Below are 20,371 nucleotides of genomic sequence, written 5' to 3' on the forward strand. Positions count from 1 at the left end.
GGGCCCCGCGGGGCCCGCGGCGGTCCCGGACGACGGCGCGGGGCGAGCCGTCCACCTTCGATGTCGGCGACGCCGGACCAGCGCCGCCCCGGCTGCGCTGCCCAGGGCGTATCTTCACCAGGTGAAGGTCCGGGACCGGGTAGAACGGCTCCGGGCCTTCACGCCGCTGCGGGCACGGGACGCTGGATGCACCCCTCGACGGTCTCGGCGCACCCCACCGCGTCCGCCCCCGCCGCCCGGGCGCAAGGTCGACGCGCTCCCCGGCGAATCGGCGCCGGCCGCACGGCTCGGCCTCTTGCGGCCCACCGTGCGCAAGGCACAGTCCCAACTCGAAGCCGCCCCGCCACCCGAAGGCGACCCCCACCAGCGCTGGGCACTCATGTCCGATTCGGGGACACGTCGTCCACCGCGAGAACTCACTCCTCCGGCTCCTCTTGCGCGTCACCGATAGCGATGCGCAGGCCGTGGATGCCCTTCAGTACCCCGATGACGGATGCCTCCGCCCGGCCAAGGGCTTGCCGCACGCCTTCCGCATCACCGTGCTGGAAGCGAAGGTGGGCGCCGAACGTGTCCGCCGCGGCCACCACGGCCATGAAGGATGCCATCCGGCCGGGAGGTGCCTCGTCCTCTTGCCCCATGAGCTGCAGCGCGGTGCGCTCCAACCGGTTGGACAGCACGTTGGCCGTCAGATCGGAGTCGGGCCCTACCTCCTCTGTCCAGCCGATTACCGTTTCAGCGACGTCCTCCATCTGCTCGTTCTCCAACCGGGTCGAAGCGGTGAGCTCCAACTCCGTCTTGGCCAGCAGAACACCGAGCAGCCGCAGATTGTCTGCCTCTTGCGGGCCCTCGGGTCGCACTTCCGGATCGAAGAGCGGCTCGGCCCCCAAGGCCACAAGGGCCCGATAGATCTGCTCCGTGCTAACCGGGTGCTCGCTACTGATGCTCATATCTTCAGCTTCACCGCGCGGCGATGCTGTCGGGCCTTGGACCACGCCGCATTGTGGAGGGTTCCACCCCTCTGCGTTATGGCAGGTGACTGCGGCTGCGAGGATGACGTGGACGGCGGCCTCGGCGACCTGGCCAGACAGGGCAGCCCTCTGTGCGAGTAGGTTGGCGGCGGACGTCACATCTGAAGCCATGGCTTCAGGAACCGGCAGCCAGCGTAGTGGTGCCCGAGGCCACGGCCGGTCCTGATCCGATGCCACAGGGATGATGCAGAAGGCCGTCGCGGTGCCGCCTCAACTGCTATGCCGTGGGCGGTAGCGGAGGCCCTGACGACCTGGGAGCTGTGATCAGTGGCAGGGGTGGCAGGAGTCGAACCTGCGGCATCCGGCTTTGGAGGCCGGCGCTCTGCCCTCTGAGCTACACCCCTTCAACGGTAGTCAGCTTGGCAGGCCCGGCACGTGAGCTCCACAGGATTTCGAGGAGGCGACCTCGTGGCGCTGGGGGAGGAGGGTTGCGCCCTCGCCGACCGTGGCAGGATCGACCACGGTCGGCGGATCTTGTGCACCAGTCCGGTGCAGCGCCCGGTGCTCGGCGTGTCAGAGGCTGCGCAGGACGGTGACGACCTTGCCGAGGATGGTGGCGTCGTTGCCGTGTATGGGTTCGTAGTTCTTGTTGTCTGGCATCAGCCAGGTGTCGGTGCCATCGTGCTTGAGGCGCTTCACCGTGGCCTCGCCGTCGAGCATGGCGGCGACGATGGCACCTTGTTCTGCGGTCGGTTGCGCCCGTACGACGACTAGGTCGCCGTCGAGGATGCTGCCGTCGCCGGCCATGGAGTCCCCGACCACGGTGAGGACGAAGAGGTCGCCCGATCCGACGAGTCGCCGAGGCAGGGTGAGGATGTCGTCCACCTGCTGTTCGGCGGTGATCGGGATACCGGCGGCTATCCGGCCCAGGAGCGGGGCTTCGACCACCGCGGCCGCTTTCTCGGCCTCCTGGGCAGCGCCCTCGATGTCCCCGTCACTCGGATCGGGCTCGGCGTCCTGGACCAGTGCGTAGGCGCGCGGCCGGTGCGGGTCGCGCCGAAGGAACCCCTTCTTCTCCAGGGCGAGAAGCTGGTGGGCAACCGACGAGGTGCTCGATAGGTTCACCGCCTGCCCGATCTCACGCATCGACGGCGGGTAGCCGCGTTGGCTGACAGAGTCGGTGATGCAGGCGAGCACTTTCCGCTGTCGCACGGTGAGTCCGTCGGCGCCGGGTCGGATGCCGGGCGGGCGCCCGACGTGCCGGTAGGTGTTGGTGATGACCTCCATGCGGCCCCCTCGTTCACGATCTATCGGCATACCGTATCCCGACCCACCCGAATACGCACTGATATTCGATCTTTGCGGTTGACCTTGAAGAACACCGGTTCCACCACAATTGCCCCCTGGTCATCCAGCACGTGCTGGCGCTGGGGTTCACCCGCTCCAGGGGACTCGGGCGAGGACGAGTCCGCGGACGTCGGCGGCACCGGACGCTCGGAGCCGTCGCGCGACGTGCTGAAGCTGGGATCCGCTGGTGAGTACGTCATCGACGAGGAGGATGGTGGCGTCCCTGATGTCGCTGGTGTCCCCGGTCCACGTCAGGGCGGCAGCGTGCTCGGCGGCGGCAGTCCGCTTGTCGTCGAGGTTCTTGTTGGCGGAGCGGGGGGTCTCGGTCGTTTTGACCAGGCGGTGCGCGCCGGGTGGACTGAGTGGGAGTACGTGCGTGACGTCCTCGGTGTAAGCGGCGTCCATGATCGCCTCGATGTGCTGGATCGGCTGGCGCGTGGGGTGAGTCGGGTTGCCGACGACGTAGTCGACGCCCCGCATCCGCTCGGGATGGCTCTCCATCCAACCGACGAGGAGCCGTCCGAAGATCATCGCCCAGCCGCGGCGGCCCTCGTACTTCAGCTTGTGGATCTTGTCCTTGAGGGCTCCGGAGTACACGGCCACCGCGTCCACGCGCGAGAACCCCCGCTGTTGCAGCGGCAGCGTGCACAGCCTGTTGCCGCACTGCCCGCCCGGGGCGACGGCCTGGGAGCAGACTGGGCAGTGGGGGTCGACGACCGGTTGGAGGGTGCGTCCGGCGCAGTCGGAGCACAGGCGCGCGGTGCCGGTGAGGACGTAGGCGCACACCGGGCAGTCGGGGAAGCCTGCCGGCTCGGGGAGGCCTGCGGTCACAGGCCGGCCAGGGCGAGCTGCTGGCGCTGCTGGCCGGCGCGCTGGATGTCCGCGGCCTGGCCGAGGCGGTCGGTGATGTCGTTGGAGGCGGTGACCAGGATCGCCCGGCCCTCGTCCAGCATCTTTTTCGCCCAGGGCTGGGTGTCGGCGAGGGAGCGGATCAGGAAGACGTGCTTGCCGTGCTCGGCGGCCAGGCGGGCCTGCATCTTGGCGCCGGACGTGCTGGAGGCTTCGATGACGACGCTGCCCAGGGTGGTGCCGGAGGTGACGACGTTGCGGCGCGGGAAGGTGTGCCTGGCGGGTGGCTGGGTGGGCCAGAACTGGCTCAGCAGCGCGCCGCCTGCGGCGAGGATGGCCTTGGCGAGCGGCCTGTTCTCCGCCGGGTAGACGGGGGCGGCGATGCCGGTGCCCATGACGGCGAACGTCCGCCCCCCGGCCGTGAGGGTGGCCTGGTGGGCGGCGGCGTCGACGCCCTTCGCGAGGCCGCTGGCGATCACGACGTCGTGTTCAACGAGCTCACGGGCCATCCGGGCGGCCCGGCGCAGTCCGTCCTCGGATGCCTGGCGGGTGCCGACGACGGCGATGGAGCGGGCGTCGCGTTCGTCCAGCTCGCCGCGGTAGAAGAGGAACGGCGGCAAGTTGCCGATCACGCGCAGATTCGCCGGGTAGTCCTCGTCGAGGACCGTGACCAAGCGCGCGCCGGCTTTGCTGGCCGCGGCCAGCTCCTCGTCGACGCGGCCCCGGGCGTCGACCAGGCCGGTAGTCAGGGCCTGCTGCAGCAGGGGGCGGTTCTTGGTCGCGGCACGCGAGTCCTCGCGCAGCTGCCCGTCCATGAGCGCGGCCAGACCCTCGGGGCTCTGGGCGCTGCGGGCGAGCAGGCTCCAGTCGAGGGTGGTCTCGCCGGTGCGCAGCGCGCACAGAGTCAGCAGGTCGTGCTGGTCAGCGGAGATATCGAGGTCCATCAGGGTGTCCTTCTACTCGTGGCCCCGGGATGTTCGAAGGATGACGCGAGGTGCTCGGGCCACTTCCCATCATTGCGCACACAGACCGTCGGCGGGCGGGAAGGGGGTGGTCAGGGTCGTTCGTCAGGCGCAGCGCCGCTTTTCCATGCGGGCGAGGGTTTCGGCGAGCTGGGTGGCTCCGCCGGGCGGCGGGACCGGTTCCCAGATGATCCCAACCACCTGGCAGATGGTGCTGACCAGGTCCTCGGCTTCGCTGGTGTGGTACCAGTGCTCGACTTGTCCGGGCAGTGCGATCCACCACAACGCGGTGGTCGTCGTCTTCCCGGCCGGGATGAGGTATTCGCCGCGCCAGACGAGGGGGTACACCTGCTGCTGCTGGATGTGCGTGAGCATGTCTGCGAGGTGCCGCTGCCGTGCGGTCTTGTAGTCGGTCATGGCCGTGCGCCTGCCGGCTGGCGGCCGGAGCCGGGCCTCCCGGGCGTTCGCGGGGACTGGATCAGGGGCCTGTTCTGCCGTGGCCTGATGCTCCGCGGCAGCGATGAAGTGATTCATGGCCGCCGTGAGGGAGTCCGCGGGGCCCTGGCCTGCTCCTGCGGCGCGGGTGGTCTTCACGAAGTCCGCCGCCGTGAGGTCGTTGACGTCGAAGGGGTCGATCGCGGTCCCAGGGTGGAGTTCATAGCTGGTGTGGCGGGATCCGTACTTCCCGACCGTCAGAACGATCACCTGGGCTGCACCGGCACTGAGCAGGAGGGTGCGGGCCCATTCGATGGACGTTCCCTCGGTCGTGAAGTCGTCGAAGACCACCACGGTCTTGCCTGTGAGGTTGCCCTGGTGCTTGGGGTTGATGCGGACGGTGCGGGTCTGGGCAGCGATCGTGATGTCTGCCGTGGTTGCCTCGCCCCTGTTTCGCTTGACCCGCTCGATGCTGGTATCCGGCGCCGTGATGACGCGCTCGAGGAGGTCGTCCTTGTAGTAGGAGCCGACCATGACCTTGGCCTTCTCCAGGAAGCCGGCGAGCTGGGCGCTCACCTTGCCGACGTTGCTGCTGGGGTAGACGCAGAAGAGGCTGCGGCCGGGCAGTGTTCCGTCGAGGTAGGCGGAGGAGAGCAGGCGGAGCATCAGGATGTCGCGGGCGTCGTGGTTGCCGATGGTGATGGTCCGGCCCCGGGTGAAGACGTCCTGGAGTTCGAAGGTCTGGTTGGCGGCGCGGGGGAATCGGACGTTGGGGGGCAACAAGGAGCGGATCTGGAAGTCGCGATCTGTGCTGTCGTGGGCAAAGGTCCAGGCGGGTTCGGGCAGGAAGAAGTGCTCCAGGAACTCGGCGACGCCCTCGGGATCGGTGGCGGACAGCGTGTTCATGCTTTTCGCGTCCCTGACCTGGCTGGCCCAGTTCGCGTGGATGTAGACGACGCCGGCATTGATTCCGGTAAGCCAATCCCACTTGGTGGTGCCGACGAGCAGGAGCTGGTTCATGCGCAGCTTGAGTCGCTGGGCCACCTCCTGTAGCCAGACGCCGCTGCCGCGCTTCTTCTTGTCCGGGATGTCGTCGAGTGACAGGTGCAGGGCGGGAGCGGGCAGGCCGGCTGCACTCATGGCGGCGTCGGCCTCCATGGGGTCGGTGGTCAGGAGAACGAAGGCCACGTCCCGCTCAGCCAACCACGCGAGGAGGTCGGGGATGCCGGCGTGCGCCAGTCCGGGGGCCCGCAGGACCGCTTTGTAGTCGAACGCGACCGCGCGCACCGTGTTCTTCTCGTCCATCGCCGCCCCCGCTGCTGTGCCGTGATCATGAAGTGACCTTCTTGCCATGATCTCAGCCGTTCTGGCTACGCACCTCTGTTTCCACCTCGTCTCCCTCTCCCGAGGCAGGCGGGGGCTGTCGGAGGAACAGCTGGAGGCGAACACCGGGCGTTCTGGGCTGCGGACACAGCCGACCGGTCTGGGGCGGCGTTCGTGGCGTGCCCAGGCTCTTTGGCCGGGGTTGCCTCGGTGCGTGGCTGGGGGATCGGCGAGCGCGGCGACGGCGCGGTCAGCTGCGCCTAGACCACCACGGTCAACGGCCGTTCTGTCGGCGTGACGTTGGAGTATGTCTGGGCCCAGCTGTCCGCACGGCCGTGTCAGATCAACGCCGGCATCGGCCGTACCCGCTGCGGTCCGGTCCGGCCAGCGTGATCCTCAGCGCGCTGCGCAAGACGCTCGGCATCAGCAATGGCACCGAGGTGCTCTCCGTCAACAACGACGGCGTGTGGCTCGTAATCCCGTTGCAGTTCTCTGCGGGCCGCCCCAGCGTGGCCCTGCCCGACCTCGATCCTGATCGACAGCGGCAGTTCACCGCTGCCCGCACCATGCTCGACTCCGCCTACTGGAAGACCCTTCAAGGAGAGACCGCGTGCTGAGGGCCACCCGCATCCACGCCGACAAGGCGACCGTCACGGTCGTCAGCGACACCAAGGACATCGCCGACTGGGCCCTGCGCTATTTCGGCGGTTGGTGGAACGCCACCGCCATGGATGCCCCGGCCGCGTCCAGCGGCAGTATCGCCGCAGGCGGCGCCCTTCTCCTGGCCGACGTCGACAGCAAGCGCTTCGCGGACATCGAGACCCTGGTCGGCGATTACGACCACGACGAAGTCGAGTACGCGAACGCCCGCACCCTGGTCGCCCGGGACGAGGGCGGCGCGATCTACGCCATCCAGCCCGCCGAACGCCTCGCCTACCACTACGACCCGGCCGCCAGCCGGCTCGTCATCGCCGGCGACCGAGCGGAGCCGGTCGCGGTCGCCGCCTCGCGCCTCGCCCGTGAACTCATCCGCGGCCAGCTGCTGCACGCCGGGTTCCACATCCTGCACGCGTCCTGTGCCGTCCGCGACGGCCGCGCGCTCCTCGCCTTCGGTCCCAAAGGCGCCGGCAAGACCACCTCGGCCCTCCTGCTCGCCCGCGAAGGGTACGAACTCCTCGCCAATGACCGGGTGTTCGTCCGCCCCGAGGACGAGGGCCTGCGGATCCTGCCCTGGCCGTCGGCCGCCGCGATCGGCTTCGGCCTGCTGGAGTCCGCTGGCCTGTACGCGCCGCTACGCGCCCGCGTCCTGGCCGGCGAGCAGATGCATCCCACTCAGGACCAGCGCGTCACCGACGCCCTGCACGCCGGCAACACGAAGCCGATCTGGAATGCCAAGGGCAAAGAGCTCAAGCCTCAGTTCTTCCCCGACCAGCTCTCCTCCCTGCTGCGCATGACACTCGCCACCCAGGCCCACGCCGCAGCCGTCCTCTTCCCCCAGGTCGATAAGAACGCCGAACCCCACGTGGTCGACACGCCCCGCGCCCTGGGCGAGGAGGACTTCTTCACTGGCAAGACCGAGGACCGCTACCCCGACATCTTCCACCTCGCCCCCACGAAGGCCGCCCCGGTCACCCGCCTCGCCGACCGACTCACGCAGCTTCCGTGCCGCGCCCTGGTCTTCAATCACGACAGCCGTACGTCCGCCGAGCTCCTGGCCAAGACCGCCACGGAGCTCCTCGCCGCGTAGAAGCGCCGCGGAACTGGCCGGACTTCGCCCCCGCAGAGACCGGCTCGTCCACCATGGAACGCAAACCGAAGGGAACGGCCCGTGACCATCGCACCCGAAGCCCCGACAACCCCCCTTGTCCCCAGCTTCCTTGAGCTGGAGATCACCCGCCGCTGTCAGCTCACGTGCGCGTCGCACTGCTACGCCAATGCGGGCCCGACGCAGGGACACGGCGTCATGACCGGCAAGGACTGGAAGCGGGTCATCAGCGAGGCCGCAGCACTTGGCGTCAGGAAGATCCAGCTGATCGGCGGCGAACCCACGCTTCACCCCGACTTCGCCGAACTTGTGGAACACGCCCTCGCAGAAGGGCTCGGGGTCCACGTCTACTCCAACTTGTACCGCGTCCGCGCGGAGCACTGGGCGCTTTTCGCCCGCCCCGGCATCACCCTGTCGACGTCCTACTACGCCGACACCGACGAGGGACACGACCAGGTGACCGGCCGCACGGGCTCCCACGCCGCGACCCGCGCGAACCTCATCGAGGCACACCGCCGGGGCATCCCCGTGCGGGTGGGAATCGTCGACGTCCTTAACGGGCAGCGCGTCGAGGAGGCCCACGCGGAACTACAAGAGCTCGGGATCACGCAGGTGCACATCGACCGAGTCCGAGGCGTCGGCAACGCAGCCAAGGACGCTGGCCTGCCGTCCAGGTCCGAGTTGTGCGGCCGGTGCGCCACCGGCATCGCCGCGATCCTGTCGGACGGGACCGTCGCCCCCTGCGTCCTCGGCCGTTTCCTCCCGGCCGGGCAGATCAAGGACACGCCGCTGGAGCAGATCTTCAGCTCGCCGCAGTGGCAGCAGGTCGCCGCGAGCATCCCGGGCGGCCGCCACGACCCGTGCGGTCCCGACTGCGGTCCCAACGACGACAGCAGCGGGGGCGGAGGGACGTGTTCCCCCGCCGACGACAGCGTCAGCCCGAGCGCGGTCTGAAGGGCAGGACACTCTTGATGGACTGGGAATCAGCAGCGCATCGGCTGGCCGCCGGCACCGTGATCCGGCCCGAATCACGCTGGTATCAGCCGCTGGCCACCACACCGCGGCACCTGTTCGTGCCGCGGTGGTGGTCCAGGGCCACCCGCGGCGGCGGAGAGGAGGTGTGGGAGCTGCGCGACGGCGCGAGCGACACCGAGGCATGGCTGCGCGACGTGTACGCCGACACCACGCTCGTCACCCGCGTCGGCACCCTTCACGCCGACCACGCCGAGGTGGGCCAGACACCTGCCCGGGGGCGAGTGGGCCGCTCCACCTCGTCCTCCACGCTGCCTGCCCTGATGCTGATGATGTACCGGGCCGCGTGGATCACTGACACCTCCCGCCTACTGGTGACTTGCGGCAGCGGTTACGGCACCGCTCTGGCCTGCGCCCGTCTCCGCGAGGAGCAGGTCACGAGCGTGGACATCGATCCGTACCTCGTGCAGGCGGCCCGGAAGCGGCTGGCCGAGGCCGGCCACCATCCGCGCGTCGAGGTCTGTGATCTGACCGGAGACCTGCCCGAAGGCACCTACGACCGGATCATCTCCACCGTTTCCGTGCCCGCCGTGCCCACCTCGTGGCTGCGGGCGCTCGCCCCCGGCGGACGGCTGGTGACCACCATCGCCGACACCGGGCTGGTCATCGTCGCGGACAAAGCTTCCGACGGCGGCGCCGTCGGGCACGTCGCGCCGGAGGCGGCCGGGTTCATGTCCGCGCGGCACAGCGAGGACTACGACGACACCTTCCCGGAGAACCCACCGCTGTGGCAGACCGCTCAACATGCCGAGGGCGAGAGCATCACCACCAGCCGCTACCCGCTGATATACGTGCCGGACACCTGGGACATACGCTCCACCATCGAACTCCTCGTGCCCGGCATCGACCACCGCCAGCACACGGCGGACGACGGCACGCGCACCGTCTACATGCTCCACGCAGACGGCTCATGGGTCCGCGCCTCGGCTGCCGGACGCAGGGACTTGCCGACCGTGCACCAGGGCGGGCCGCGGAGACTGTGGGACGAACTGGACCGCGTCCGCACGTGGCTCGTCGTGGACGGCGACCTCCCCATCCGCGGCGCCACGGTGACCATCGCCCCCAACGGCTCAGCCACATTCTCCCGGAAGGGCTGGTCGGTCACCCGGTAATCGGGATCGGGACTGACGGGACGCAGAAGCACAGCTGGAATGGGTCGGAGCCTTGCGCTCAGCGGGACGCGTAGCTTCCGTTCCCCGGAACTCGATCCGCCGTACCTGTGAAGCCCTGGCCTGACCCGCGGCGGGCAGGCGAGGCCATCTGGCGGCAACAGGCCGTCGGCGTGCGGCTCTTCACCTCGACAAGTGGCGGGCAGGGCTGTGTGACAATGGCGTCCGCATGGGCTGAGGGGGCGTTGTGGCTCGCGTCGTTTGCGTGCACGGTGTGGGAAAGCAGCTGCTGCGGGAACGCACGCTGCTGCGGGACTGGTGGCCGGCGTTGCTGGACGGCCTGACCGCGGCGGGTGGCGACGAGGCGGTCGCCGGCGACGGCGCAATGGCGTTCTACGGCGACCTGTTCCGCCCGCCCGGCGAATCCCTGGCAGTCGGTGACCCCCTCCTCGGCCCCCAGGACGTCGAGCCCGGGTGGGAGCAGGAGCAGCTCCTCGCGTGGTGGCGCGCGGCCGCCGAGGCCGATCCCGCGGTGGCGCCACCCGGCGCCGACACGCTGGCGCGCGTGCCGGGGTCGGTGCAGGCGGCCCTGCGCCAGCTGTCGCGCTCGAAGTTCTTCGCCGGGATCGCCACGCGTGCACTGATCTTCGACCTCAAGCAGGTGCACCGCTACCTGACCGACCCCGAGCTGCGGGTGGCGGCCCGGTCCCGGCTGACGGAGCTGATCGGGCCGGACACCCGGGTGGTGGTCGCGCACTCGCTGGGCACGGTCGTGGCGTACGAGGCGTTGTGCGCGCGGCCGCACGGCGTGCGGGCGCTGGTGACGCTCGGGTCACCGCTCGGGATCCGGAACCTGATCTTCGAACGGCTCGAACCCGCACCCGCCGACGGGCTGGGGGCCTGGCCGGGCCCGGACGACCTGGTGTGGACGAATGTCGTGGACCGCGGCGACGTAGTCGCGCTGGAGAAGGACCTCCGCGGCCGGTTCGGCGACCGGGTGCGCAACGTCGTGGTGCACAACGGCTCCCACGCGCACGACGCCGCCGCGTACCTGACCGACCCGCTCACCGGCGCCGCCATCGCCGGGGGTCTCGGTGGACCGTGACGACCCGGTCCGGCGGTTTCTGATCGCGACCGCGGTGGCGCACTACGCGAAGGCGCCGCAGTGGGACCGGCCCGGCCTCGTGCACGCGCGGGCGCGGATCGTCGAGCTGTTCACCGGCACCCTCGGCTACACCCACGTCGACGGCCTCGGCCTCGACCCGACCCGCGAGCAGCTCACCAGTCGGCTCCGCGCCTTCTGCCGCGCCCCCGACCGGCGGCCGGACGACGTGCTTACGGTGTACGTTGCGGCGCACGGCGAGGTGATCGAGGGCAGCGAGGACCACGTCCTGCTCACCGCGGACACCGACCCGGACGACGTCGCCGACGCCCTGCCCACGGTTGAGTTGGCCCGGCGAATGCTGCTCGACACCCCCGTGCGGCGGCTGCTGCTGATGCTCGACACCTGCTACTCCGGCCAGGGCGGCAACGAGCTGACGGCCGCAGCGCTCACCAGGATGACCCGGCACTGGACGGGCGAGGCCGGCACAGGGCTCGTGGTCATCACCTCCGCCCAGCCCGTGGAGCAGGCGAGTGTCGGCACGTTCCCCCAACTTCTGGGTGACGCCGTCGTGGACGTCTCGACCGCGGGCCACGCGCCGCCCACCCTGCCGCTGGACACGGTAGTCAAGGCGATGAACGCCAACCCGGCCCGGCCGCGCTTCCAGACGATCGGCTCTGCGATGGCCGGGCTCACCGGCGAGGTGCCGCCGTTCCTGCCCAACCCGCGCCGCGGCACCCGCCCGTCGGGCGTGGACCTCGCGATCCAGCAGGCCGTCGAGTGGGACACGGAGGCGCGGCGACGGGACGGCGAGTTCCGTGCCAACTGGCTGGTCCGGGCCAAGGGCGGACAGGGGTGGTGGTTTGCCGGGCGGGTGGCTGCCCTGCGCGACATCACCCGCTGGCTCGCCGAGCCCGACCCGGCGCGACCCCTCCTCGCGGTGACCGCCGCGCCCGGGTCGGGAAAAACCGCGGTCCTCGGCCTCGTGTCGACGCTGACCGACCCGGACCGGCGGCCCATGGTGCCCGTCGACGCGATTGGTCTGCCGCCGGATGCCGTCCCCGCGGTCGGAGCGGTCGACGTCGCTGTGTACGCGCAGAACCTGACTACCGATCAGGTACTGCGGGGGATCGCCGCCGGCGCCCGCGTGCCCGCCGAGACGCCGGGTGCGCTGCTCGACGCGCTGTCCACGCCGGTCACCGTCCTCATCGACGCGCTCGACGAGGCGGCCGACCCACACGACCTCGTCCTGCGGCTGCTGCGCCCTCTGGCCGACCATGCAGCGGGCCGGCTGCGCCTGCTCGTCGGCACGCGGCCGCACCTGCTGGCGGATCTCGGGCTGCGGCGAGATGACGGCGTCGACCTCGACGCGTCCCGCTACGCCGATCTCGATGCCCTGACCGCGTACGCCGCGCGCTGCCTGCGGGAGTCGGCGACCGAGAGCCCGTACCGAGACATGCCCCGCGAGACCGCCGCCGTGGCCGAGGCCGTCGCGGCGACCGCCACCCCGTCATTCCTGGTCGCCCGCATCACCAGCGGCACCCTCGCGTCGGGCACCGCAATCCCCGACTGGCGCGACCCGGCATGGCGCGCGGCGCTGCCCCGGCTGCCCGGGCCGGCGATGCGCCACGACCTGATGACCAGGCTCGGCGGCGACGCCGACCGCGTGCGCGACCTGTTGCGGCCGCTGGCGTTCGCCCAGGGGCAGGGCCTGCCGTGGGAGGACCTCTGGGCACCGCTCGCCGCCCGGCTGGCCGGCGTGGGGTACGGCGACGAGGACCTGCTGTGGCTGCGCCGCCACGCCGGCTCGTATGTCGTCGAAACGGTCGAGGCGCACCGCTCCGCCTACCGCCTGTACCATCAGGCGTTGGCCGAGCACCTGCGTGAGGGCGTCGACGCCACCGCGGCACACGGCGCGTTCACGGAGGTGCTGCTGTCGCGGGTCCCGCTCGATCACACCGGCGAGCGGGCCTGGTCGCGAGCGCATCCGTACCTGCTGCGGTATCTCGCGACGCACGCCGCGCGGTGCGGGCGGCTGGACGAGCTCGTCGCCGACCCCGGCTACCTGGCCCACGCGGAACCCGACGAGCTGCTCCCCGCGCTCGACCACGTCACCACGCCCGACGCCCGCCTGGTGCGCTCGGTCTACCGCGCCTCCTCCGGCGCGCACCGCCGCCTGCCGCCGCAGCGGCGCCGTCTAGTGCTCGCCACGGACGCGGCGAGGTTCGGCGCGACCGAGCTGCACCGGGCGCTCAAACCGACCCTGCGCTGGTTCCCGAGCTGGGCAACCGGGCAGCAGATCAGCCCCGCCCTCCGCGCAACCCTCGTCGGGGGCGAGCGTCCAGTGACGGCGAGCGCGTGCACCGTCCTCGACGGGCGCACCGTCGCGGTCACCACGGGCCACGACTGCGTGGTCCGGCTGTGGGACCTCGACACCGGAGCCGTCCGCGCCACGCTCACCGGTCACACCGACACGGTGGACGCGGTCGCGTGCACGGTCGTGGACGGGCGCCCGCTCATGGTGACCGCGGGCCGCGACGCAGAGCTGCGGGTGTGGAACCCGACCACGGGCGCGGCGCGGAACACACCCACCGGCCACGGACGCCACCTGAACGCCATCGCGTGCGCCCAACTCGACGGCCGTCCCGTCGCCGTGGTGGGCGGACCGGCGCTCGAGGTGTGGGACGTCCGCAGCAGCACTCGCATCGCCGCCTACGACTGTTTCGTCGACGCACTGGCGTGCACGGTCCTCGACGGCCGGCCGGTGGCCGTCGTCGCGAGTCACTCGGCCGTCCTCATGCTGGACCTGGCCACCGGCGCGCAACGCAAGATCACCGACTACTCCCTCGGCGGTCACGGGTTCCGCGCGGTGGCGTGCACCGTCCTTCAAGGGCGTCCCGTCGTGGTGGCCGGCAGCACCGACGGCAGTGCCCGGGTGTGGGACCTCCACACCGGCGAGGAGGCGCTTGCCCTCATCGGACACGAGAACACAGTGACCTCGGTGGACTGCACGGTGATCGACGGCGAGACCGTCGCGGTCACCGGCGGGACAGACGGCACCGTCCGGGTGTGGGACCTGGTCACGGGCGAGCCGCGCACGGTCATGGCCGGCCACGAGCACTTCGTGTCGTCGGTGACCTGCACCGTCCACAGCGGACAGCCGGTCGCGGTGAGTACAGGGCTCGACGGCACGGTGCGGGTGTGGGACCTCACCGCGTCCGGGCACGCCCGCCTGCCCGCCGCCGGCCACACCTCCGACATCGGCGCGGTCGCGACCGCGGTCGTAGACGGCGTTGCCATGGCGGTCACCGCCGGGCACGACAGCCTCGTGCGGGTGTGGGAACTCGACACCGGCCGCCTCCGCGCCACCCTCACCGGGCACACGAGCGCCGTCTACGCTGCCGCGTGCGCCGACGTGGCCGGACGGCCCGTAGCGATCACCGGCGGGGACGACGAGACCGTGAGGGTCTGGGACCTGGCCAGCGGGACGCCGACGTCTACCTTCACCGGCCACCGGGGACCGGTAAGGGGGATCGCGTACACGACTCTGACGGGACGCCCCGTGGCGGTCAGCGCCGGGGCCTACCACGACTCGCTGTTCGTCTGGTGGCTCGACACGGGCGAGGTGTGCCGCGAGATCCACACCAGCCACGAGATCGCGGTGAACGGCGTCGCGTGCTCAGCCGTCGGCGGGCGGCCGCTCGCGGTCTCGGTCGGCCACGACGCAACCGCGTGGGTGTGGGACCTGACCACGGGCACCCGGCGCGCGGCGCTGACGGGACACGACGGCACCGTGGAAGCAGTGGCATGCGGATCGGTCGACGGCCGTCCTGTGGCGGTCACCGGCGGCCAGGACACGTACGTCCGCGTGTGGGACCTGACGACCGGCGCCGCCCTGCACGCCCTCGCCGGGCACGAGCACCCGCTGGCCGCGATCGACTGCCGCGCACTCGACGGCGTGCCCACCGCGCTCACCGTCGACAGTGGAGGGTCGGTGCGGTTCTGGGACCTGCGGACCGGCACGCAGCGTGACGCGTTCGACGTAGCTGGCATGGTCCGCGGTTCGCTGTGCATCGGTCCGCGCGGGGAGGTCGTGGTCGGCACCGGTTGGGACCTCGTGGTGTTCGACCGCGCCGAACCACCGAGCACGGTGTAGCACCTCCGATTCGCTGTGCCGCAGAGGTCACCGGCGCCGCTGCGGGGGAAGGCGTAAGGAACGCGCCCCGGGCAGCCGGGGTACGTGTTGTGAGGATTCGAGTTCGGCGTGGGCGTGCTCCAGCTCGAGCGCCAGGCGGCGCCGGTCCGCCGGCCTGGGCGTGGACCGGCCACACGAGCTCGGACTGACCGTAGTATCCCCCTGCGCCAAGGTGTGTTGCGGCAGTCGCGGTGCTGGTGTCTTCGCACACTGCCAGCATCAGCCCACGAGGGCGTTACCCGGGGCAGGAGCCGTCCCCGCAGGCACCAGCCGGCGACCACAGACCGAGAAGAGGAAGTACCGTGCCCGAGAAGACGACGTCCGCCACCGAACTGACATCTCAGTACATCACCCAGGTGACCGGCGACCTCGACCGCAACGTCAAGGAGCAGGACCGCATCCATGAGGAAATCGCATCCCTACAGGAGCAGTTGGCCGCCCTGCAGCATGACCACACCGTGCTGGTGAACATGCAGCAGGCGCTCGGCATCGCCGGCCCACCAGCTAAGCCGACGATCGCGCCCGAGAGCGCCGCCGTGCCTTCTCCCCGGCAGCCGGCCAGCGCCGCGCCGAGCGCCAGTCGGAAGGCGCGCAAGACCGCGGCCGCGAAGACCGCAGCCACGCCAGCGAGCACAGTGGCCAAGAAGCCCGCGGCCAAGACCGCAACCGCCCAGAAGACGGCCCAGCCCACCCTGGTCGAGCTCATCCGCCGCCATCTTGCCGAGCAGAGCGAACCGCGCTCCGCTGCGGAAATCGCCGCCGCGCTCGGCCAGGCCCATCCCGAGCGCGGCATCAAGACCAAGGTCGTGCGTGTCACCCTCGAAGGGCTCGTGGCCAAGAGCCGGGCAGAGCGCACCAAGCAGGGCGCGTCGGTCTACTACACCGCCCCCGACGCACCCGAGCCTGCGGTTGCCACCGAGGCGACCGAGGTGCGGCCCGAAGACACTGTCCCTGACCCGTCAACTGCATGAGCCGGGGCCAAGACTGACCGAGGCGGTGAGGCCAGCCCGGCGTAGCATCCGGTCGTTGGGTCGGGACAACTGTGATGTCACTTGGCCGCCGCGCCGTGCTTCGCTCACCAGGTCCACCCGGCCATGGTTGGTCGGGACTGCCCCCCTTGCTTAGCAGCCCGCGCAGATCAGCAGACGGCCGGCGACCCAGCGCCAGCCGCGGCGTACGGCGCCGGAGACGAGGTACGCCGGGCCACCGGAGACGTCGGCGGCGCACAGGGCGCAGGGACGGCATCCATCACGCACAGGCATAACTGGCACAACGACCGGCACGCACAGCCGTAACAGCACCGAGGTACGCCGCCCAGGGCGGGGCGTGCTCCCGAACGGCCGCAGTGACGGCCATCGTACGAGCGCGGGCAGCTGCCCGGCGCCCGCCGGCCGGCCGTTCAGGCTCGGACGGCGTCGAGGCCTCCGGCGCCGGACGAGCACTTTTCGGACGTTGTCCGCGCACCCCAGCGGATCACCGCCCGGTTCGGCAGACTGACAGGCAATAACCGCCGCCTCTGCACGCCAACTGGCACTGACCTGGGGGAACTTGTGATCATCCGGCGCTTCCTCGACGACGACGGTGAGCTGGCCCAGCACCTCGCCCAGCAGCTCAACCTTCCACTGGACTGGCCCGAGGGCTCAGGGCTGACCACCGGGCACGTCGCGAAGATCGCTTCTGCGGCAGCCTGCGACGTCTCCTACAACCAGGCGGCCAACGGTCATCTGATCGACCTCTTCGCCGCCCTCCCCCTGCCGGGCACGCCCGACGGCGACAAGTTCTGGGTGGCGCTGGGCAACGCAGGAGGCGATGCCGCCCTGTTCATCGACCCCGGCAACATGGGCGGCCCGACCTTCGACCGCCTGGCCAGGGGAAACGAAGCGGGCATCGCCGACCGCGTGCTCAGCTTCCTGGCCGAGCTCGACGACCGGCAGCGCGACGCCGTGACCCGGGTGATCGGCGACGCACTGGCCCACGACACCCAGGTCGCCGACGGCCGCTACCTCGGGCAGCTGTGGCTGCGTGACGCCGAGACCACCGCCTGGCACGTGCTGCTCGCCAAGCGCCGGCTGCTCGAGACCCCGGAGGACCGCGAGCGGTTCCTCGAGGCGTGGGGCAACGCCTGAGCGACACGGCGGAGCGCGGCGCAGTGTGACGGGTGCTCACCGGTGTCGTTGAGCATGCGGGGCGATGTGCCGCTCCCCCGCCGTCCTGCCCGCTGATCCTGCTGGAGCTGCCCGTGCCGGTCCTCACCGCCGCCCCGCCCGTCACCGCCCCCAGGACGACGGCGCCAAGTCCCACCGCGGACCGCCGCCTCGTCGAACAGGCCGCGGTGACGGGGGTGTTGCAGGGCGAGGAGCCCGAGTGCTTCGTACGCATCGACATCCCCCAGCCCGGCGGCGGACTGCTCCAGTACAACGCCTGGACCGCCGGCGGCGAGCAGCTCGGCGACCACATCGACCGGATCGCCCTCGCCGCCGGGCTCGACGTCTGGTCCTGGATCGAGACCCTCGAACGCCATCTCCGTCTCACCCACCGCGGCCGGATCGAGATCCGCACCCACCCCCTGCGCCCCGTGCTCGCCGACGTCGAGGTCGGTTACCGAGGCGACGAAACCGCCCGCGCCAGCCTCGCCCGCGCCCTGGCCGCCGAAGCCGCCCGCCTCGGCCTTCCCCCGCTCCCGGCACCCGGCATCCCCCGGTGGGTCGGCGTCGGCCCCCGGCTGTATCGCCAGCAGCCGCGCTAGAGGCCGCCCCCGGCCCGCCCGGCACCGGCATCACCGGTGGCCGGGCGGTGCCGACGCCGTGAAAGATGCTTCGGCTCCTGCACCGTGATGGGAGCGCCGTACGTCATGCGGGTGCGGGCGGTGGGACCTGCGTCGACGCGGCGTACTCGTCGGCCGCCTTGACGTCCTCGGGGGCCGCCCACCCCTCGTAGCGGGTGCCCATCGCGGTGGTGGCCGTCCGGGGGACGAGGCGGCCGTGCAGAACAGCGTCGACGAACTGGGAGACATCCCGTTCCTCTCCGTGGTCCCAACCGGCAGGAACGGGGCCGTGCCAGAACGGGCTCGGGTCGCAGGCCTCCGCGCAGGCCACAACGCTGAACCGGCGCACGAAGACGGATCCACGGCCCGTCCGGCCCGGCGGGACGGTACAGGCGGGCGGCGGGCACCCGGTCGAGCCAACGCACGGCACGGTGCGTGAACCAGACCACGCCGACCTGGTCGTCCTGGTAACGGCGGGTGCGCTCGAGAACGTCGTCGACCGACGCGGAGGAGACCTGCGCCTCCAGAGCAGTCCGGGCCCCTGACGGCGCGGTGAGGAGGACGTCGGCCCGCCAGCCGCCGTGCCCGGCCGTGGCCTCCAGCTCGGTCTGGTGGCCGGCCTGACGCGCGGCGGCGGCCAGCGCCCGCTTCAGACTCCGGTGCTCCTCACTCTCGCCGGCGGCCGCGCAGGTGGTGCTGCGGCGATCATGCGCGAAGAACCGCCCGCCGCGCCCGGACACCTTCGCGTGCATCGGCCCCCCGCACCAGGGACAGGACAGCACCGGCCGCGGCAGCACCCGGTACACCGCCTCCCAGACCACCCCCGCGGCCCAGACCCTCCAGCGTCACATCCAGCGTCCCCCGTCCGTCCCAGTGCGCGGTCAGTGGCATCGGCTCGCTCTCCCTTGACTGTTGGCCGCCAGCGTTCCTTCAGCGTGCCCGCCGCGCAGCCCCCACGTCGACGCCCGCCGGCAGACCCAGCACTGGCCCGTCACCGGCCGGCCAGCAGACCCCTGAGGACGCCGTGCCCGTACGAGACCTGCGGGGCGAGCGGGCGCACCAGGTGCCGCATCGACGGCTCCGCCGGGTACCGGAGCCGGCCGATGGGCAGCTCAAGGTCGAGCGGGGCCCCAGGGCCGAGGACGTGGAAGCCGTCGGCCTCGTAGTACGGGGCCAGGTGCGGCTTGTGGGTGTGGATTCCGCCGAGCATCGCCTGATAGCCCTGGCGAGTGTAGGAGCGGACCAGGACGTCGACGAGGTGGTGCCCCAGTCCCTGGCCGCGGGCGCTGTCGGCCACCGACACCGCCTCCAGTTCGACGAGCGCCCGCGACAGCATCACGCACAGCTGCCGGTCCAGCCCCGCCTCCATCAGCCACTGGACGGGCGGGACCGCGTGCGCAAGGCCGGCCACCTTTCCCGCCGGGTGTTCCTGGGCGAGCAGCAGGGTCGCGGTGCCGAACTGGGCCGGCCGGCGAAAACCGGTACGCATCCGGTCGACGATCCCCTCGGACATCGCCGCGTCCATGAAGTCCACCGGCTGCAGCAGCGCGCGCACCACCTCGGGGTCGTCGTCCAGGGTGGCGGGGCGGATCAGGTACCGGTCCAGCACCACGACCCCGGCCGCGTCCTGAGGCGCCGCCGGTGGCGCATTGCGGCGATCCGCACGTCGTCGAGAAGCTCGTCCCATACCCTCCATCCTCTCCCAACACCGTCCGAAAAAAGGGGTGCTGACCGTCCCGGCCCGCACGGGGCGAGGCCTCGGGAGGCGGTGAGCAGCAGACCCAAGCCCATGAAGGGGCCGGCCGTTGGCCGGCGGTGGGGCGTGCCCCCTGTCGGGGGCCGCACGAGGGTGGGAGCCGGGTCCCTTTCGAAACCCTGGCCGGTCGGGCGCGGGCCTCGGGGGCGGGTGTCGGCCGGGCTGGTGGATGGTGACGCGGTGCGGGCTGGCGTCGCGGCTCAGCGGGGTGTCCGGCTGCGGCTGTTGACGCCGCGCGAGCGCATGGTTGTGCCGGCTTCGGTGAGCAGGCGATGGACGAAACCGTAGGAGCGGCCGCAGCCCTGGGCGAGTGTGCGGATCGACGCTCCCTTGTCGTATGCCTTCTTCAGATCGGCGCCGATCTTCTGTCTGGCCGGCCCTTTGATGTGACCTCGGGATCCCAGCATGTCCGCCTCCTTCGGGCTCGTGAACGGCTGCGGTTGGCGCCGCTGTGGTCTGGGCGCGGTGTCGGGCGGCTCAACTGCGGGCGGCGTCGAGGTCGCCGGCGTTGACCAGCACCGTCCTCAACTCCTTCAGCGCGGCGGGGCATCCGCGGGGATACAGCCCGTCCTTCCGGACCACGTCATCCTCTGAAACGACGACCCCGACCGCTGACCAACCCCCGGCTTCGCACCCCGCTACAGGGGTACACCCGACGATCCCGAAAGTGCAGAGACCTGCCCTTTCTCGCCGATCCAGGCGTGCTTAGCGGTGAAGTACCTCCGAAGAGCGCACCCGGCATGCCCGAGCCTGCTACATGTGGA

General features: G+C 71.1%; 18 protein-coding genes, 1 tRNA gene and 1 pseudogene. 9 read left to right on the forward strand and 11 right to left on the reverse strand.

Annotated elements, in window-relative coordinates; genetic code table 11:
* Nucleotides 1-416: 416 nt before the first annotated feature.
* The 6 genes from ABZ896_RS38800 to ABZ896_RS38825 all read right to left on the reverse strand — a co-directional run bounded on the left by ABZ896_RS38800 (nucleotide 417) and on the right by ABZ896_RS38825 (nucleotide 5,866).
* The gene (locus ABZ896_RS38800) at nucleotides 417-947 is read right to left on the reverse strand and encodes a hypothetical protein (protein ID WP_360939688.1); all 531 of its coding nucleotides are present in this window, start codon (nucleotides 945-947) and stop codon (nucleotides 417-419) included.
* Nucleotides 948-1,296: 349 nt separating this feature from the next.
* Nucleotides 1,297-1,372, reverse strand: a tRNA-Trp gene (locus ABZ896_RS38805).
* A 169-nt stretch (nucleotides 1,373-1,541) separates the two neighbouring features.
* The gene (gene lexA, locus ABZ896_RS38810; protein ID WP_360939690.1) at nucleotides 1,542-2,255 is read right to left on the reverse strand and encodes a transcriptional repressor LexA; all 714 of its coding nucleotides are present in this window, start codon (nucleotides 2,253-2,255) and stop codon (nucleotides 1,542-1,544) included.
* 147 nt (nucleotides 2,256-2,402) lie between these two features.
* Complete coding sequence (locus ABZ896_RS38815; protein WP_360939692.1) at nucleotides 2,403-3,146, reverse strand: phosphoribosyltransferase family protein; 744 nt, start codon at nucleotides 3,144-3,146, stop codon at nucleotides 2,403-2,405.
* The gene (locus ABZ896_RS38820; protein ID WP_360939694.1) at nucleotides 3,143-4,108 is read right to left on the reverse strand and encodes a DNA-processing protein DprA; all 966 of its coding nucleotides are present in this window, start codon (nucleotides 4,106-4,108) and stop codon (nucleotides 3,143-3,145) included. Before ABZ896_RS38820 ends, ABZ896_RS38815 begins: the two co-directional genes overlap by 4 nt.
* Before the next feature lie 123 nt (nucleotides 4,109-4,231).
* Entirely contained in the window at nucleotides 4,232-5,866 is a 1,635-nt protein-coding gene (locus ABZ896_RS38825) for a phosphoribosyltransferase (RefSeq protein WP_360939696.1), read from the reverse strand.
* A gap of 353 nt (nucleotides 5,867-6,219) precedes the next feature.
* Between ABZ896_RS38825 and ABZ896_RS38830 the strand changes: the two genes are divergently transcribed.
* The 7 genes from ABZ896_RS38830 to ABZ896_RS38860 all read left to right on the forward strand — a co-directional run bounded on the left by ABZ896_RS38830 (nucleotide 6,220) and on the right by ABZ896_RS38860 (nucleotide 16,058).
* A complete protein-coding gene (locus ABZ896_RS38830; protein WP_360939698.1) occupies nucleotides 6,220-6,501 on the forward strand; it encodes a hypothetical protein in 282 nt (93 codons plus the stop codon).
* The gene (locus tag ABZ896_RS38835) at nucleotides 6,495-7,631 is read left to right on the forward strand and encodes a hypothetical protein (RefSeq protein ID WP_360939700.1); all 1,137 of its coding nucleotides are present in this window, start codon (nucleotides 6,495-6,497) and stop codon (nucleotides 7,629-7,631) included. The genes ABZ896_RS38830 and ABZ896_RS38835 overlap by 7 nt, the downstream gene beginning before the upstream one ends.
* An 81-nt stretch (nucleotides 7,632-7,712) precedes the next feature.
* On the forward strand, nucleotides 7,713-8,603 hold the full coding sequence (locus ABZ896_RS38840; protein WP_360939702.1) for a radical SAM protein: 891 nt from the start codon (nucleotides 7,713-7,715) through the stop codon (nucleotides 8,601-8,603).
* A 17-nt stretch (nucleotides 8,604-8,620) separates the two neighbouring features.
* Nucleotides 8,621-9,793: a methyltransferase domain-containing protein gene (locus ABZ896_RS38845; RefSeq protein WP_360939704.1), complete on the forward strand. Its 1,173-nt coding sequence runs from the start codon at nucleotides 8,621-8,623 to the stop codon at nucleotides 9,791-9,793.
* A 271-nt stretch (nucleotides 9,794-10,064) separates the two neighbouring features.
* Nucleotides 10,065-10,895, forward strand: a complete 831-nt coding sequence (locus tag ABZ896_RS38850; RefSeq protein WP_360939706.1) for an alpha/beta hydrolase — start codon at nucleotides 10,065-10,067, stop codon at nucleotides 10,893-10,895.
* Nucleotides 10,885-15,048, forward strand: coding sequence for a caspase family protein (locus tag ABZ896_RS38855; RefSeq protein ID WP_360939709.1), 4,164 nt, complete (start codon nucleotides 10,885-10,887; stop codon nucleotides 15,046-15,048). The genes ABZ896_RS38850 and ABZ896_RS38855 overlap by 11 nt, the downstream gene beginning before the upstream one ends.
* Before the next feature lie 341 nt (nucleotides 15,049-15,389).
* Nucleotides 15,390-16,058 (forward strand): hypothetical protein, encoded by a 669-nt coding sequence (locus ABZ896_RS38860; protein WP_360939711.1) that lies wholly within the window; start codon nucleotides 15,390-15,392, stop codon nucleotides 16,056-16,058.
* A 150-nt stretch (nucleotides 16,059-16,208) separates the two neighbouring features.
* On the opposite strand, the gene ABZ896_RS38865 is transcribed toward ABZ896_RS38860, so the two are convergent.
* The gene (locus ABZ896_RS38865) at nucleotides 16,209-16,349 is read right to left on the reverse strand and encodes a hypothetical protein (RefSeq protein WP_360939713.1); all 141 of its coding nucleotides are present in this window, start codon (nucleotides 16,347-16,349) and stop codon (nucleotides 16,209-16,211) included.
* A gap of 288 nt (nucleotides 16,350-16,637) precedes the next feature.
* Between ABZ896_RS38865 and ABZ896_RS38870 the strand changes: the two genes are divergently transcribed.
* The gene (locus tag ABZ896_RS38870; RefSeq protein ID WP_360939715.1) at nucleotides 16,638-17,213 is read left to right on the forward strand and encodes a hypothetical protein; all 576 of its coding nucleotides are present in this window, start codon (nucleotides 16,638-16,640) and stop codon (nucleotides 17,211-17,213) included.
* A 32-nt stretch (nucleotides 17,214-17,245) separates the two neighbouring features.
* On the forward strand, nucleotides 17,246-17,833 hold the full coding sequence (locus ABZ896_RS38875; RefSeq protein ID WP_360939717.1) for a hypothetical protein: 588 nt from the start codon (nucleotides 17,246-17,248) through the stop codon (nucleotides 17,831-17,833).
* A 103-nt stretch (nucleotides 17,834-17,936) separates the two neighbouring features.
* Here the strand turns inward: ABZ896_RS38875 and ABZ896_RS38880 are convergent, their stop codons facing one another.
* The 4 genes and pseudogenes from ABZ896_RS38880 to ABZ896_RS38895 form a co-directional block, all read right to left on the reverse strand.
* On the reverse strand, nucleotides 17,937-18,200 hold the full coding sequence (locus ABZ896_RS38880; RefSeq protein ID WP_360939733.1) for a hypothetical protein: 264 nt from the start codon (nucleotides 18,198-18,200) through the stop codon (nucleotides 17,937-17,939).
* 100 nt (nucleotides 18,201-18,300) lie between these two features.
* Nucleotides 18,301-18,672, reverse strand: a pseudogene (locus ABZ896_RS38885) (competence protein CoiA family protein); the annotation flags it as partial.
* A gap of 170 nt (nucleotides 18,673-18,842) precedes the next feature.
* Complete coding sequence (locus tag ABZ896_RS38890; protein ID WP_360939719.1) at nucleotides 18,843-19,538, reverse strand: GNAT family N-acetyltransferase; 696 nt, start codon at nucleotides 19,536-19,538, stop codon at nucleotides 18,843-18,845.
* 269 nt (nucleotides 19,539-19,807) lie between these two features.
* On the reverse strand, nucleotides 19,808-20,014 hold the full coding sequence (locus tag ABZ896_RS38895) for a helix-turn-helix domain-containing protein (protein WP_360939721.1): 207 nt from the start codon (nucleotides 20,012-20,014) through the stop codon (nucleotides 19,808-19,810).
* Nucleotides 20,015-20,371: the final 357 nt, after the last annotated feature.

It is taken from the genome of Streptomyces sp. NPDC047072, from assembly GCF_040643855.1.
GTDB lineage: Bacteria > Actinomycetota > Actinomycetes > Streptomycetales > Streptomycetaceae > Streptomyces.

Bases quoted from the DNA above. Each gene is read 5' to 3' on its own strand.
- ABZ896_RS38895 (WP_360939721.1), bottom strand. From the start codon at position 20,014: ATGCTGGGATCCCGAGGTCACATCAAAGGGCCGGCCAGACAGAAGATC.
- ABZ896_RS38865 (WP_360939713.1), bottom strand. From the start codon at position 16,349: ATGCCTGTGCGTGATGGATGCCGTCCCTGCGCCCTGTGCGCCGCCGAC.
- ABZ896_RS38800 (WP_360939688.1), bottom strand. From the start codon at position 947: ATGAGCATCAGTAGCGAGCACCCGGTTAGCACGGAGCAGATCTATCGG.
- ABZ896_RS38845 (WP_360939704.1), top strand. From the start codon at position 8,621: ATGGACTGGGAATCAGCAGCGCATCGGCTGGCCGCCGGCACCGTGATC.
- ABZ896_RS38890 (WP_360939719.1), bottom strand. From the start codon at position 19,538: ATGGGACGAGCTTCTCGACGACGTGCGGATCGCCGCAATGCGCCACCG.
- lexA (WP_360939690.1), bottom strand. From the start codon at position 2,255: ATGGAGGTCATCACCAACACCTACCGGCACGTCGGGCGCCCGCCCGGC.
- ABZ896_RS38820 (WP_360939694.1), bottom strand. From the start codon at position 4,108: ATGGACCTCGATATCTCCGCTGACCAGCACGACCTGCTGACTCTGTGC.
- ABZ896_RS38825 (WP_360939696.1), bottom strand. From the start codon at position 5,866: ATGGACGAGAAGAACACGGTGCGCGCGGTCGCGTTCGACTACAAAGCG.